This window comes from Dasania marina DSM 21967, assembly GCF_000373485.1.
GTDB classification, from domain to species: domain Bacteria; phylum Pseudomonadota; class Gammaproteobacteria; order Pseudomonadales; family Dasaniaceae; genus Dasania; species Dasania marina.
On the sequence record NZ_KB891586.1, the window covers coordinates 323,086 to 337,496 of the forward strand.

The 14,411-nt window shown below is 48.1% G+C and carries 14 protein-coding genes and 1 other RNA gene; 5 read left to right on the forward strand and 10 right to left on the reverse strand.

Annotation, left to right across the window (positions count from 1 at the left end; genetic code table 11):
- Positions 1 to 54: 54 nt before the first annotated feature.
- The 4 genes from dapB to grpE form a co-directional block, all read right to left on the reverse strand.
- Positions 55 to 861 (reverse strand): 4-hydroxy-tetrahydrodipicolinate reductase, encoded by an 807-nt coding sequence (gene dapB, locus B067_RS0114360; protein ID WP_019530781.1) that lies wholly within the window; start codon positions 859 to 861, stop codon positions 55 to 57.
- A 191-nt stretch (positions 862 to 1,052) separates the two neighbouring features.
- Positions 1,053 to 2,189 (reverse strand): molecular chaperone DnaJ, encoded by a 1,137-nt coding sequence (gene dnaJ, locus B067_RS0114365; protein ID WP_026244678.1) that lies wholly within the window; start codon positions 2,187 to 2,189, stop codon positions 1,053 to 1,055.
- Between the two features lie 174 nt (positions 2,190 to 2,363).
- Positions 2,364 to 4,286 carry a molecular chaperone DnaK gene (dnaK, locus tag B067_RS0114370; protein WP_019530783.1) on the reverse strand — a complete coding sequence of 641 codons (1,923 nt, stop codon included), beginning with the start codon at positions 4,284 to 4,286 and terminating at the stop codon, positions 2,364 to 2,366.
- Between the two features lie 159 nt (positions 4,287 to 4,445).
- On the reverse strand, positions 4,446 to 5,033 hold the full coding sequence (grpE, locus tag B067_RS0114375) for a nucleotide exchange factor GrpE (RefSeq protein WP_019530784.1): 588 nt from the start codon (positions 5,031 to 5,033) through the stop codon (positions 4,446 to 4,448).
- A 303-nt stretch (positions 5,034 to 5,336) separates the two neighbouring features.
- Between grpE and recN the strand changes: the two genes are divergently transcribed.
- Positions 5,337 to 7,001, forward strand: coding sequence for a DNA repair protein RecN (gene recN, locus B067_RS0114385; RefSeq protein WP_019530786.1), 1,665 nt, complete (start codon positions 5,337 to 5,339; stop codon positions 6,999 to 7,001).
- Positions 7,002 to 7,162: 161 nt separating this feature from the next.
- On the opposite strand, the gene fur is transcribed toward recN, so the two are convergent.
- A complete protein-coding gene (gene fur / locus B067_RS0114390; protein WP_019530787.1) occupies positions 7,163 to 7,576 on the reverse strand; it encodes a ferric iron uptake transcriptional regulator in 414 nt (137 codons plus the stop codon).
- 72 nt (positions 7,577 to 7,648) lie between these two features.
- On the opposite strand from fur, the gene B067_RS21395 reads away from it, so the two are divergent.
- Positions 7,649 to 8,017, forward strand: a complete 369-nt coding sequence (locus B067_RS21395) for an outer membrane protein assembly factor BamE (RefSeq protein WP_019530788.1) — start codon at positions 7,649 to 7,651, stop codon at positions 8,015 to 8,017.
- A gap of 41 nt (positions 8,018 to 8,058) precedes the next feature.
- Here the strand turns inward: B067_RS21395 and B067_RS0114400 are convergent, their stop codons facing one another.
- The 3 genes from B067_RS0114400 to B067_RS0114410 all read right to left on the reverse strand — a co-directional run bounded on the left by B067_RS0114400 (position 8,059) and on the right by B067_RS0114410 (position 10,300).
- Entirely contained in the window at positions 8,059 to 8,388 is a 330-nt protein-coding gene (locus tag B067_RS0114400) for an RnfH family protein (protein WP_026244679.1), read from the reverse strand.
- Positions 8,389 to 8,463: 75 nt separating this feature from the next.
- Positions 8,464 to 8,898: a type II toxin-antitoxin system RatA family toxin gene (locus tag B067_RS0114405; protein ID WP_240472868.1), complete on the reverse strand. Its 435-nt coding sequence runs from the start codon at positions 8,896 to 8,898 to the stop codon at positions 8,464 to 8,466.
- Positions 8,899 to 8,932: 34 nt separating this feature from the next.
- Entirely contained in the window at positions 8,933 to 10,300 is a 1,368-nt protein-coding gene (locus tag B067_RS0114410; protein ID WP_019530791.1) for a sodium-dependent transporter, read from the reverse strand.
- Between the two features lie 170 nt (positions 10,301 to 10,470).
- Here B067_RS0114410 and smpB point away from each other — a divergent pair, with 170 nt between their 5' ends.
- The 3 genes from smpB to B067_RS21960 all read left to right on the forward strand — a co-directional run bounded on the left by smpB (position 10,471) and on the right by B067_RS21960 (position 12,741).
- Positions 10,471 to 10,953 carry an SsrA-binding protein SmpB gene (gene smpB / locus B067_RS0114415; protein WP_019530792.1) on the forward strand — a complete coding sequence of 161 codons (483 nt, stop codon included), beginning with the start codon at positions 10,471 to 10,473 and terminating at the stop codon, positions 10,951 to 10,953.
- A gap of 355 nt (positions 10,954 to 11,308) precedes the next feature.
- Positions 11,309 to 11,701, forward strand: a transfer-messenger RNA (tmRNA) gene (ssrA, locus tag B067_RS21685).
- Between the two features lie 410 nt (positions 11,702 to 12,111).
- Complete coding sequence (locus tag B067_RS21960) at positions 12,112 to 12,741, forward strand: DUF6933 domain-containing protein (protein ID WP_019530793.1); 630 nt, start codon at positions 12,112 to 12,114, stop codon at positions 12,739 to 12,741.
- A 226-nt stretch (positions 12,742 to 12,967) separates the two neighbouring features.
- On the opposite strand, the gene B067_RS0114425 is transcribed toward B067_RS21960, so the two are convergent.
- Together B067_RS0114425 and B067_RS0114430 are read right to left on the reverse strand one after the other, a co-directional pair.
- Positions 12,968 to 13,510: a carboxymuconolactone decarboxylase family protein gene (locus tag B067_RS0114425; protein ID WP_019530794.1), complete on the reverse strand. Its 543-nt coding sequence runs from the start codon at positions 13,508 to 13,510 to the stop codon at positions 12,968 to 12,970.
- 224 nt (positions 13,511 to 13,734) lie between these two features.
- Positions 13,735 to 14,403, reverse strand: coding sequence for a haloacid dehalogenase type II (locus B067_RS0114430; protein WP_019530795.1), 669 nt, complete (start codon positions 14,401 to 14,403; stop codon positions 13,735 to 13,737).
- Between the last annotated feature and the right edge of the window lie 8 nt (positions 14,404 to 14,411).

Below are 14,411 nucleotides of genomic sequence, written 5' to 3' on the forward strand. Positions count from 1 at the left end.
ATTTAACACGCGCCTTTTTTTGTTTTGTCTGTGCTGCCGCAGTAAGACCTAGCTTTACTTTAAACCCAGCACGTCTTGCATATCGTACATGCCTGCGGGTTGCGCGGCTAACCACACCGCAGCCCTAGCCGCACCGCGAGCAAAGCTCATGCGTGAGCTAGCTTTATGGGTAATCTCTACGCGCTCGCCATCAGCTAAAAACATCACCGTATGGTCACCTACAACATCACCACCACGTACCGTCGCAAAACCAATTTCATCTTTCGTGCGCGGGCCCACCTGGCCTTCACGGGCGTAAACAGCCACATCACTTAGCTTTTGACCCAAGCCTGCTGCCACCGCCTCACCCATACTCAAGGCGGTACCGGAAGGCGCGTCCACTTTATGGCGATGGTGTGTTTCAACTATTTCCACATCATAATCGTGGCCCAGTATTTGCGCCGCCATATTTAATAACTTAAAGGTCGCATTTACACCTGTACTGAAATTTGAAGCCATGCAGATGCCAGTTGTTACAGCCGCTCCATGAATTTGAGCTAAGTCGTCTTCACTACAGCCAGTAGTACCAATAATCATTTTTTTACCAGCGGCAGCACAGGCTTTAGCATTGGCAACAGTCGCTGCAGGAGCAGTGAAATCGATCAATACATCAAAGTCATTAATCACCGCATTAATATCACCGGCAATAATAACGCCCAGCTTGCCAACACCTGCTAATTCACCAGCATCAGAACCCACTAACGAACTTTCAGGGCGTTCAATAGCGGCACTTAGCGCTGCACCCTCAGCTAGGCCTACCGCTTCAATTAAGGTTTTACCCATGCGCCCAGCGGCACCGGTTACTGCAATTCTTACTATCATTATTGGGCTCTCAATTTTGCGGTCATCAATCTGCGGCCATCAATATCAGTGGCCATTTAGGGAGTTTAACGTTTGAGTTTACAGGTAAGTGCAAGGAAGCACTGCGCACAGCAGCGGAGTGTACAATAGTACATGAGCATGCGAGCACAGCGCTGACGCAGTAATTGCCTGTAAAATCGAGCGTTAAAACCCTAAATTTTCATGTCGTCGAAAAAGTTCTTTACACCTTCAAACCAAGAGCTCTTTAAGGGCGACTGGTCGCCGTTGCCATCATCAAAGGTTTGTTGCAACTCTTTCAACAATTCTTTTTGTTTTTTGGTTAAGTTAATCGGGGTTTCTACTGATACCTTGCAGAGCAAGTCGCCAGTGGAGCCACCGCGTACGGGCGCAACACCTTTGCCTCGTAATCTAAATAGCTTACCGGTTTGTGTTTCTGAGGGTATTTTCAATTTTACGCGACCGTCTAAGGTCGGCACTTCCAGCTCACCACCTAGGGCAGCATCGACAATGGATATAGGCACTTCGCAATACAAATGCTTACCGTCACGCTCAAATATTTTATGCGCACGCACATTCATCTGCACATACAAATCGCCACTAGGGCCGCCATCGGGGCTGGCCTCACCTTCACCGGATAAGCGTATACGGTCACCCGTATCAACACCGGGCGGTACTTTTACCGATAAGGTTTTGGTTTCTTCTACACGCCCTTGACCATAGCAGCTGCCACAGGGATCGGAAATCATCTTGCCCTTACCGCGACAATTGGGGCAGGTTTGTTGCACCGAGAAAAAGCCCTGCTGCATACGTACCTGGCCAGCACCACCACAAGTAGTACAGGTAACGGGCGCGCTGCCTTTTTTAGCACCAGAACCATCACAAGGCTTACATGCTACCAAGGTAGGTATGCGAATTTTTGTGGTGGTGCCTTTTACCGCTTCTTCTAAATCTATATCTAGGTTATAGCGCAAATCAGATCCGGGCTGTGGCCCGCGATGCCTGCCGCCTCCGCCGCCTCCAAAAATATCACCAAACACATCGCCAAAAATATCGCTGAAATTACCGGCACCGGCGCCACCACCATAACCACCACCCGCATTACCATCCACACCGGCATGGCCGTATTGGTCGTAGGCAGTACGTTTTTGGCTATTAGAAAGAATCTCGTAAGCCTCACTGGCTTCCTTGAATTTTTCTTCAGAGGCTTTGTCATCGGGGTTGCGGTCGGGATGATGCTTCATCGCCACACGGCGATAGGCTTTTTTCAGATCCGCCTCTGAAACATCCTTACTAACCCCTAAAATTTCGTAATAATCGCGTTTTGACATAGTTTTCATTCAGCCTGTTTCGGCTGCTACTTCTGGCTTTTTAAATGAATAAAAGCGCAGCTTAAATGCCGCGCTTCAAAATAATATGGCTGAAGCTACAAGCCGTAAGCTACAAGAAAAACTCTCTTGCAACTTACCGCTTACAGCTTGCCGCTGTCGATAAAAAAGCTGCGCTTATTTATCGTCCTTCACTTCTTCAAACTCGGCATCCATTACGTCATCGGCAGACTCAGCTTGTTCAGCACCAGCGTCACCGCCAGCAGGCTGGGCTTTCGCTTGCTCTTCGGCGTATAGCTTTTGCGCTAATGAGCCAGACGCTTCCGTCAGCTTTTGGGTAGCCGCGTCCATCGCTTCTTTGTCACCGCTGCCTACAGCCTCTTCAGCCTCTTTTAGCGCTTCTTCTATCGCCGCTTTCTCAGCGTCGTCAGCTTTGTCGCCAGCTTCTTCTACGGTTTTCTTAGTCGCGTGGATTAAGCCTTCTAACGTGTTACGAGCCGTTACCACTTCTTCAAACTTTTTATCCGCTTCGGCGTTAGCTTCAGCATCGCGCACCATGTTTTCGATTTCGTCGTCAGACAAACCACTAGAAGCCGTGATGCGTATAGACTGTTCTTTACCGGTTGCCTTATCTTTGGCGCCCACATGCAGAATACCGTTGGCATCTATGTCGAAGGTTACTTCAATTTGTGGCATGCCACGCGGTGAGGGCGGAATATCAGCCAAGTCAAAACGACCTAGTGATTTGTTTTGTGCCGCTTGCTTGCGCTCACCCTGTACTACGTGAATCGTCACTGCTGATTGATTATCTTCAGCGGTAGAGAAAGTTTGCGATTTCTTAGTAGGAATCGTGGTGTTCTTTTCAATCAAAGTCGTTGCAACGCCGCCCATGGTTTCTATACCTAGGCTTAATGGGGTTACGTCTAGCAACAATACGTCTTTAACATCACCGCTTAATACCGCACCTTGAATCGCCGCGCCCATGGCTACTGCTTCATCAGGGTTTACATCTTTGCGTGGAGCCTTACCGAAAAATTCAGCTACTTTCGCTTGTACCATAGGCATGCGAGTTTGGCCGCCCACTAAAATGATGTCATCAATTTCAGAGGTTGATAAATCAGCATCTTTAAGCGCTTGCTGTACAGGTTTTAAAGAATTAACAACTAAGTCTTCAACCAAAGATTCAAGCTTGGCACGGGTTAACTTAACCACTAAATGCTTAGGCCCAGTCGCGTCAGCAGTAATGTACGGCAAGTTCACTTCTGTTTGCTGGCTAGAAGACAACTCGATCTTAGCTTTTTCAGCAGCTTCTTTTAAGCGCTGTAGGGCTAGCGGATCGTTGTGTAAATCAATGCTGTTGTCTTTCTTAAATTCAGCGGCCAAATATTCGATTAAACGCATATCGAAATCTTCACCACCTAAGAAAGTGTCACCATTGGTAGAAAGTACTTCGAACTGATGCTCGCCATCAACTTCAGCAATTTCGATAATAGAGATATCGAAAGTACCACCACCTAAGTCATATACCGCAATGGTGTGGTCGCCTTTAGATTGATCCATGCCGTAGGCTAATGCGGCTGCGGTAGGCTCGTTGATAATACGTTTAACATCTAGGCCCGCAATTTTACCGGCATCTTTAGTAGCTTGACGTTGTGAATCATTGAAGTAAGCCGGAACAGTTACAACCGCTTCGGTTACCGCTTCACCTAAATATTCTTCAGCGGTTTTCTTCATCTTTTTCAAGACTTCCGCAGAAATTTGTGGAGGCGCCATTTTCTCGCCATTCACTTCTACCCAAGCATCGCCATTATCAGCGGCTGAGATTTTATAAGGCACCATGGAGATGTCTTTTTGTACCACATCATCTTTAAACTTACGGCCGATTAAACGCTTAACCGCATATAAGGTATTGTGAGGGTTGGTAACAGCTTGACGCTTAGCGCTTTGGCCTACCAAAATCTCACCGTCAGCCGTGTAAGCCACGATAGAAGGCGTAGTGCGATCGCCCTCTGCGTTTTCAATTACTTTGGCTTTGCCGTTTTCTAGCACAGATACACACGAGTTAGTTGTACCTAAGTCTATACCGATTATCTTACCCATTGTCATACTCCATCGTTCAATTTCATGGCGGCCTGTCTGAGAGCTACAAGCCTTTACTATTCAGTTGTTATCTATATTGGCGCATTTACGCCCTTTTCAAGGGCTGCAGCCATTTATTTTGTGTTGTTTAGCCGGACATTAGCCGACCCGCTCGTCCAGCTAGGCGCCGGGCGCTTTCGAGACCATAACCATAGCCGGGCGCAATAAACGACCGCTTAAGGTGTAGCCTTTTTGCATGACATGGAGAACCGTATTGGGCTCCACATCGGGGTTTTCAACCATAGACATAGCCTGATGTACTTGCGGGTCAAATGGCTCGCCATTAGGGTCAACCTGTTCAACCTTGAATTTTTCCAAAGCGGCCATGAGTGATTTTTGGGTGAGTTCCACCCCTTCTATCAAAGGCCTTAAGGATTCATTGCCTTGATCGGCGGCCTCTAGAGCGCGCTCTAGGTTATCGGCAACCACCAACAACTCACCAGCAAACTTCTCTAATGCAAACTTGCGGGCCTTATCCACCTCGGCCTCGGCGCGACGTTGGGTGTTATGGGCATCAGCCACAGTGCGCAGGGCATGCTCTTTGGTGTCGGCCAACTCTTGCTGAGAGGCCTCTAGCTGCGCTTTTAGGCTATCCACTTCGCTAAGCTCTGCACCAAACTCTGTGGCCTCGGCGCTATCGACTACCGTTTCGGGCTGGGCTGAGTCTAACTCGGGGTTTGTTTGATCATCTTTTGACACTGCGTACACTCTCCAATTACCGCTGAGATTAATGGCTACAAAAAGGCACTAACAGCGCCACCTTTTCACCTATAACATTACCTATTGTGCTCAGATATGGGGGCGCTCAGCGTCATATCAAGGTTTTAGACATAAAAAATTAATTCTTATATATCAATAAGTTATTCAAAGGTCACGGCAACAGCCACACAGCAACAGCCAGCCATAAAATAAAAACTAGACAAAACACTGTACAAATAACCATAATACTGTGTATAACAACAGTGGTTAAACGCCAGCGCCTTAATAAGACTTGATACAGAGATAAACAGCATGCTCAGCCATTTAAATATCAATAATTTTGCTATTGCCTCTCATTTGGATATAGAGCTACACCGCGGCATGACCGTAATTACCGGCGAAACCGGCGCCGGCAAATCCATTATGCTGGGCGCTTTGGGCTTGGCCTTGGGCGATCGCGCCGATGCCAGCATCGTCAAGCACGGCGCCGACCGTGCTGATATCCATGCCACCTTCGATATCAGTGACATTCCTGAAGCTCAACAATGGTTGGCCAGCCGTGAGCTTAACGCCGGCCACGAGTGCCTACTGCGCAGGGTCATCACCAAGGAGGGGCGCTCACGCGGCTTTATTAATGGCAGCCCCGCCACCCTCAGCGACCTGAAAACCCTAGGCAATATGCTCATAGACATACACAGCCAGCACGCCCATCAATCGCTGTTAAAAAAGGAGCAACAGCGTCGCCTGCTAGACGAATACGCCAATACCCAGGGCTTAGCCGATGACATCAAAACCACCGTTACCGATTACAATCAACTGGCACAACGTCTAGCTACACTAGAGAGTAACCACAGCGAACAAACCGCCAGAGCACAGTTATTAAGCTACCAAGTGGAAGAGCTGGATCAACTGGCCCTAGAAGTAGGCGAGCTGGAAAAACTGGAAACCGAGCAAAAACAACGCGCCAATGCTGAAGCTATACTAGAATCCTGCCACCACGCCCTAGCGCTGTGCCAAGAAGGCGAACTTAACGTCAACAATATACTCAGCCAAGCCATACGCTCACTGGCCACTATACCCGCCAAAACCAAAGGCTTAAGCGAAGCCGAACAGCTATTAAGCAGCGCCCTGATACAAGCTGAAGAAGCCAGCCACGAAATTTCTGCCCATATAGACAGCTTCGAAGTCGACCCTGAGCGCCTGCTCTATGTAGAGCAACGCCTCAACCAAGTATTCGAGATAGCCCGTAAACACCGGGTAGACGCCAGCCAACTCAGCGAGCTACACCAGCAATTACAAACCGAACTCAGTGCCATCGCCGGCAGCGATGAGGAAATAGACAACTTGCACCGGCAAACTAACGAGCTGCGTCTGGAGTACCAGCAACTGGCCGCTAAACTCAGCAAAAAACGCCGTAGCGCAGCCCAAAAACTTGAAAAGCAAGTAGAAGCACAGCTACAAACCCTAGCCATGAGTAACTGCCGCTTTACCATAGCGCTAGCCGCCAGAGAGTCTCAACAGCCACACCAGCACGGCCTAGAAGACATCCACTTTTTAATTAGCACCAACCCCGGCCAGCCCGCGCAAGCCCTATCGCGTACCGCTTCTGGCGGCGAACTCTCACGCATCAGCCTAGCCATACAAGTGGTCACTGCTCAAACCAGCGCCATACCCACCATGGTATTTGATGAAGTAGATGTAGGTGTAGGCGGCGCCACCGCCGAAGTAGTCGGCAACCTACTGCAACAACTGGGCGAAAAAGGCCAAGTACTGTGCGTAACCCACCAGCCACAGGTTGCCTCCAAGGGACATCAACATTTATACGTGAGCAAACAGAGTAATAAAAAAGCCGTCAGCACCCAACTACAGCAATTAACAGCGGAACAAAAAGTGGAAGAAATTGCCCGCATGTTAGGGGGCATAGACATAAGCAAGCAATCGAGGGCGCATGCCAAACAGATGTTGGCAGTGCATTAGTACCCAAAACAGGGTTTTGGGTAGCTACGAGTTGTAAGCGGCAAGCTTTAAGATAAAGATTGACTTTGAGAAGCCTGCACCAATAATTTTATAGCTTATAGCTTATAGCTTATAGCTTATAGCTTATAGCTTGTAGCTTGTAGCTTGTAAAACCGAAGCAGCTACTGCTTCGGCTTTACATACAAAACAAGACTATGATCAACAATCTCATAGCCCATTTCATCGGCTATTTCATGCTGGCGTCTTTCTATCGTGGGGTCACAAAACTCTAATACTTGTCCGCTATCTAAGCACACCATGTGGTCGTGATGATCTTCTTTGGCCATTTCAAAAACGGAGTGGCCGCCTTCAAAGTTATGCCTAACCACTAGGCCGGCAGACTCAAACTGGGTTAATACCCGGTAAACCGTGGCTAGGCCTACGTCTTCACCAGTCTCTAATAAGGCTTTGTACACGTCTTCTGCGCTGAGGTGATGGCTGTCTTGTTCCGCGGCCTCTAATAGCTGCAAAATTTTCACTCTAGGCAGGGTGACTTTTAACCCTGCTTTACGTAATTCCTGATTTTGGATGGCCATAATGTGGCTGCCTTAGCGTTAATTGCGAGTTTCGGGTATTATCCACAACCTCAAGCAACAGTGGAACCACCCATGACTAAATATCTTTTACCTCTATGCTGCTTATTGCTTAGCTTAGCAGCTTGTACACCGCATAAAATCGCTATCGAGCAAGGCAATATTTTAAAAGCCGATATGATCAAACAACTGGAAGTTGGCATGTCTAAAAGCCAAATCGAGTTTATTTTAGGCAGTCCCATTATTAAAGATAGCTTTAATGGCGACCGCTGGGATTATATTTATGTTATGCGCCCCCATAAAATGCCGGTACGCAAGAAAACCCTAACCCTAGTTTTTAAAGGCGAGCATTTAGCCAGCATGAACGGTTCGGCGCTTAAGCTGCTAGAAGAGGATGAAGCTGAAGAGAACCCTGATGCTGAAACCCTTAGCCGCGACGACTAAACCAGCAGGCCATTAATAACGCCAAACAGCAGAACATTACCCTAGCGCCGAGTATTCTTTTGCTCGGCCTTTTCCGCCTTAACCTTCTCGGCACGGGCTTTGCGTACCTCTTTCGGGTCTATTAATAAGGACCGGTAAATCTCTACCCTGTCACCCTCACGCAGCAAGGCTTGCTGCGGCTTGGCCACCGTCTTGCCAAAAACGCCCAGTTTGGCGTCGGCGACACACAGGTCAGGGAAAAACCGCTCCATACCCGCAGCCAAAGCGCCTTCGTATACTGTGCTGCCCTCGGCAAGCTCTAGCGTAATAATTTTTTGCTTGGTAGGCAGGGCATAAGCCACTTCTATAGTGATAGTAGGCGTTGCTGGCATGACGTTCTCTTGATTCATTGCTCTTGATTGATCGGTATTGTTATCGATAGCGCTCACCCGTAATGACTCGGTAACCTAGCCATACAGCTGTTGCGCGCGTTTGACTATGGCATCCACCAAATTATTAGCCATGGGCTCAAACACTTTTTTAGCAGCCAGTGATAGCACCGCCCCTCGCAACTCAAAATCCATCTGCAAGCTTACCTTACAGGCCTCATCACCCAAAGCCTGCAACTGCCATTCGCCTTGAAACTGTGAAAAGGGCCCATCCACCAAATGCATCACCACCTTTGTGGGGTAATACAACTCATTGCGGGTGGTAAAACTGTAGCTAAAGCCCAGCTTGGACAAGTCCAAGCGCGCCTGCATATGGCCCTCACTTTGCGATAGTAACTCAGCCCCCACGCAGCCATCCATAAATTGGGGGTAGGCGGTAACATCATTAATAAGCTGGTATATCTTATCAACAGCATAAGGCAATAACGCACTGCGCTGAATGGAAGTCATCATATATAGTCGTTACTAAAAAGGGGGCTAAGCAGCATTAAAACCAATGCCTATACACAGGCACCAGCAAAATCACCAATACAGCAGGTGCGGCAATATAACGTAAAAGCCAATACCAAAGAACAAAAACAAAACCGCTGTGGCGATAAAACTCATCGCGCACCACCTCTAGCCGCATGCGCCAGCCCACAAACATCGCTATTAACAAGCCCCCTAAGGGCAGCAATATAGTGACGCTAACATAATCCAGCCAATTAAAAATACTTCTGTCCAGCCAGCGCACATCACTCCACACATTTAGCGATAGCAACGCCGCTAAGCCCAGCAGCCACACCAACAAGCCCACGCTGATGGCGGCGAACAAGCGCTTAAACTTAGCCCGCTCAATCAGCCAGGCAACCGCCGGCTCCATTAAGGCTACGCCCGAGCTTAACGCCACCAGCGCCACCACGGTAAAGAAGGCACCGCCGAATAACTCGCCGTGCTCTATATGGCCAAAAGCATAAGGAAGCGCCACAAACATCAAGCCCGGACCCGTGCTGGGGGCAATATTTAAGCTAAACACCAAAGGGAATATGGCCAAACCGGCCAACAAGGCTACCGCGGTATCGATCAACACCACCACCGATAACAGCCCCGCCACTGAGCGGCCATCGGGCATATAAGCACCAAAGGCCATCATCGCCCCTAAGCCTATGCTCAGCGTAAAAAAAGCCTGACCCAAGGCCGCTAACATAATCTCAGGGGTAATGGCCTGCCACTGAAAACTAAACAAAAACTGCTGGGCGGCGGCCATATCGCCCATGCGATTACTATAAAACACCACGATCAGCAGCAAAATCACAAACACCGGCAAGATAATACGGGCCATTTTTGCCATGCCCCACTCCACCCCTGTAGAGACCACCAACACTACCAAGCCTATAAACACGCTGTGCCACAACGCCAATTGTTGCGGGTCAGCCAGTAATTGATTAAACACCTCGCCCACTTTAGCCGCGCTTAACCCCTTATATTGGCCACTAAAAACACTCTCTATATGGGCAATACCCAGCCCCGCCATGACGCTGTAATAGGAAAGAATCAACAAGCCCGCTAAACAACCCAACCAGCCCATGCTCTGCCACAGCGTGGAAACGCCGGCCTCACGGGCCAAATTATGGCTGGCGGTAATAGGGTTAGCACGGCCACGGCTGCCTATCACCACCTCGGCAATCAGCACTGGCAACGACACCATGAGCACAAAACAGAGATACACCAATACAAAAGCTCCACCGCCGTTGGCACCCGCCAAGGCAGAAAACTTCCATAAGTTACCCATGCCTACCGCAGCACCAGCGGTAGCCGCCACAAACGTCCAACGGCTGCCCCATACGCCCTGGCTAGATTCCCTTAATAAAGACACTGGCTCTGCACCTTCCCCTAAATACGCCCAAAAAATAAATACAGCTTACCGTAAAGCCCTAGACTATGGCGATAAACAAGCCGCATAACTTAAAGGCGGCTATAGGCATCCCCTATATTCTCATCCCCCCCTATATTCATTAGCCAATGAAATACCTATAATGCCGCCCCATGAGCAAAAACAAACCCAAACATACCAGCAACACCATCGCCCTTAACAAAAAGGCCAAACACGATTACCAGCTTGAAACCAAATTTGAAGCTGGCGTCGTGCTATTAGGCTGGGAAGTAAAAAGCTTAAGAGAAGGCAAAGTACAAATAGTCGACACCTATGTGCATATGCAAAACGGTGAGGCCCTGCTGATAGGCGCGCATATCACCCCACTAAACACGGTTTCTACCCACTATGTGGCAGAGCCCATGCGCACCCGCAAGCTGTTACTCAATAAACGCGAGCTGGCCAAAATAATTTCCGCTACGCAACAAGATGGTCTCACCTGTGTGTGTACCGCCCTGTACTGGAAAGGCCATTTAGTTAAAGCCGAAGTTTGCATCGCCAAAGGCAAGCAAAAACACGATAAACGCGCTACCGAAAAAGATAGAGACTGGGGCCGCGAAAAACAACGCATAGTGCGCGACAACACGCGCCAGTAAAAATCAGCAATACTTTTCAAAAATATCGAATGACTTTATAAAGCGCTTTTTTAGACGTAAACACTCTAACCACCGCATTGCAATTTAACCACTTCGGGGCCATATTAACAATGACACTTCGGTGCCACGACAGATCTCCCTCAGGGAGCATCAACTGGGGTGCGGACGCATAACCTACGGGTCGTCCCATCCCTGTTCTTCCCAAGCTATTCCATTCCCCACAGCTCTCAACGACACTTTATCGCCTTAATATCACTTTATGTAAATGAGGAGTAGCCGCAGACAAACACTCGCTCTATAATGAGCGAACCTTAAGTGATAACGGCTAACGCTAACCGCTATCAACAACAGTTTCGGGGCCGATTAGGATTCGACGACGGTTACAAAACTTAAGTGTGCATGTCGTGATGGTAGCCAATCACGTTAATCCAAAGCTGCAATTTATTAGTTGCCAACGACGACAACTATGGTGCTCAACTAGCTGCGTAAGTAGCTTTTTGTTGCATGACCTAGAGGTTCGCCTCTAGCGGTCTTTAGCAAGGTGCCAGTATCGCGCTACTGACTGTCATTTAGAACTGGATCGCTGTGAAGCCTCGCCCGGGGTGGATCTGCTAAATAATAATCGGGATCGCCAAACACGTCCTGCCCGTCGGGCTGTATGCGGCTAAATTAATTGACGGAATCTAAGCATGTAGAGCACTAAGCAGCGGACTGACGGACGGGGGTTCAAATCCCCCCGGCTCCACCAATACAAAACCCTGCCTTCGCAAGAAGGTGGGGTTTTTTATTGGTAGTACAGTAGGTATTGAGTTATAAACCCGGGTTCACAAAATTGACTGGATCAATTTTGGTCGGCCTTTAGGCCGCCGCGTAGCGGGCTTGCACATGGATGTGCAAGAACCAATCCCCCCAGCTCCACCAATACAAAACCCTGCCTTCGCAAGAAGGTGGGGTTTTTTATTGGCGGAATGGTGGCATGCAGAACCACCTAGCAGGAGCAGTTTTACACAGCCGCAGGCTGCCCGTAGGGCGAGGCACATGGATATGCCGAGTAAAATCCCCCCAGCTAATCCCACCTAAAGTTTAATAACCCATGAAAATAAGCTAACTTAACAGACTATAGCAGCGCTTTTAATTTCACATATCGATACTCTTACCATGATCACCATACATAGCACCAAAAAACTTTACGCTAAGCTGCCCTTAGATGAGCAGGGCTTACTGGTGAATAAAACAGCACCCCAACATGGGTCACTTTGTGTTGATCCTAACCCACTCAGCGGCTGGCACGCTAACCTAATCACCCTGCAGCGACGCAACTGCGTACTGCTAGTACACGATGCCACCCGTTTTCCGCTATTTATTAAAGGCTTACTAAAAGATGACTTTGCTAATTTCAATTGGCTTTTTGAGGATGCGGTGATGAACACCTTATTGAAACTGGGAGCCAATCAACAACAACTAGACGCTGCTGCGGCACTACTCGCCCCTTGCCAGTTCGATACCAGTTGTAACCGCTCTGTACAAGGCACTATGAATCAAATGGCTGGCGACATTGAACATATGCTGCGCTTTGATAACGTCACGGTGGAAGCGGTTAGCGCTTATAAAACAGCTGTTTGGCTAGCGGACAGGCCCTGCAATGTTAAGGGGCGTAAAGAGTGTGTTTGGCCACAACAAGCTATGTTAGCGCTATTGTCGGGCTCATCGCCTACTGCGCAGGCCGAAGAGAACACCCCTAAACAAAGCAATAACATCATTCAACTTTCCGACTATCGGCGACGCTAGCAATACCAGCCCAGCAAGCAAGTCATAGAGAAAATTTAAAGCTTTACCTAGCCGACTATGTTCCCCTTGTGGCTATTAGCACTTGTTTATTAATGCTACTTATCAATATGACAAAAATTCCATTCCCACACTTTTCCAAACGAGCTTTGTCACACTAACGCTCTGCACATCATCATGCCAGTAACAACAAAGGCCATGACTACAACACATGGCTATGCTCAATATTTTACCAAGCAAATTTTTCAAACATTTTGTCTACCGGCGTTTTAGCTATATGATTGGTGTAATTACTAATTACTTTTTGTGACAGCCCCAACACTATTTCCAATAACTGCTGCTTGCCATAGCCGGCAGCAAAAAATGCCTCTACCTCTACTGCCGAGATATGACCACGGTCGCGCACTATGCTCAGCGTCGTGTTATGTAATACCTGTAACTTTTCTGTAGGCATGGGCTGTTTGTTACGCAGGGCCTCGGTTAAAGCCGGATCTACCTTCATGGAGTGAGCAATGCCGGCGTGAGCAGGTACACAGTAGCCGCAAGCATGCTCTACATTAATAGTTTGCCATACCACGGTAAGCTCTTCGGCATTAAATGACGAGTTTGCAAATAACTCATGCAAGGTTTGATACGCCTCCAAGGTCTCGGGGGATTCTGCCAATACCGCGTGAAGATTGGGAATCATGCCGTAGGCTTTTTGTGAACGTTCCAACAAAGGCTTGCTAGCTGCTGGCGCTGAATCTAAATCGTGTAGGGTAAATTGGCTCATATATGCTCTCCTAATAAGAGTATGGTTAATTGCTTCAGTGATTAACTGATAAGTACATTATATAGATTGAGGCCTTTATCGCTCGGCAAATAGGGTCAATGCTTGAGCGTATTGGCTCAAAGAAATGAGCGGCCGTTATTAAAATAAAAGCCGCCATGGGGAATAGGCTAACGAGATAGTTAAAAAATTCTTATGTGATCAACGTACGGGTATTCGCAGATCTATTAATCTAGTACCTCGCACAAGCCTATAAGACTGCTCACTGTTGCTGTTGGCGGTATGTCCCAGGGGTCAAATACGGCAGCAGTACTTCTTTGCAGCCAGGCCGCGCGCCAACCCGAGGAGATAGCACCTATAACATCAAAGGGATTACTAGAAATTAACCATGTTGCATTGTTGTAGCTGCTAGCTTGCCGTAAAAAATAACTGTACACCGCGGGATTGGGTTTAAAGGACTGGATCTCGTTACAGCTAACAACCCCTGCAAAAAAATGGCCTATGCCAGCGTTATCTAGCAACTGCTCTACAGCCTGTTTACTGCCATTAGAAAAGGCATAAAGCGTAGCATTTTTTTTCTTTAAACGGGCCAAGCCCTCTTGCACATCATCAAAGGCTGGTAGAGTTTGGTAGCTGTTAAGTAGTAGTTTTTTTTGCTGCGCACTTAGCTCCTCGCCATAAAATGCACAGGTATAATCCAAGGCTTGGCGGGTACAGGTGGCAAAATCTACATAGTGCTGCATTAAGCCACGGCGAAAGGTATATTCCAATTGCTTTTCACGCCAGGTATTTGAAAACGTTGTAGCGTCACCCGCTACCACAGTTTCGAGAGCAGTAAGCACGCCTTGTGTATCAATCAATGTGCCATACACATCAAAGGCCAAGGTTATTGACATATTTATCT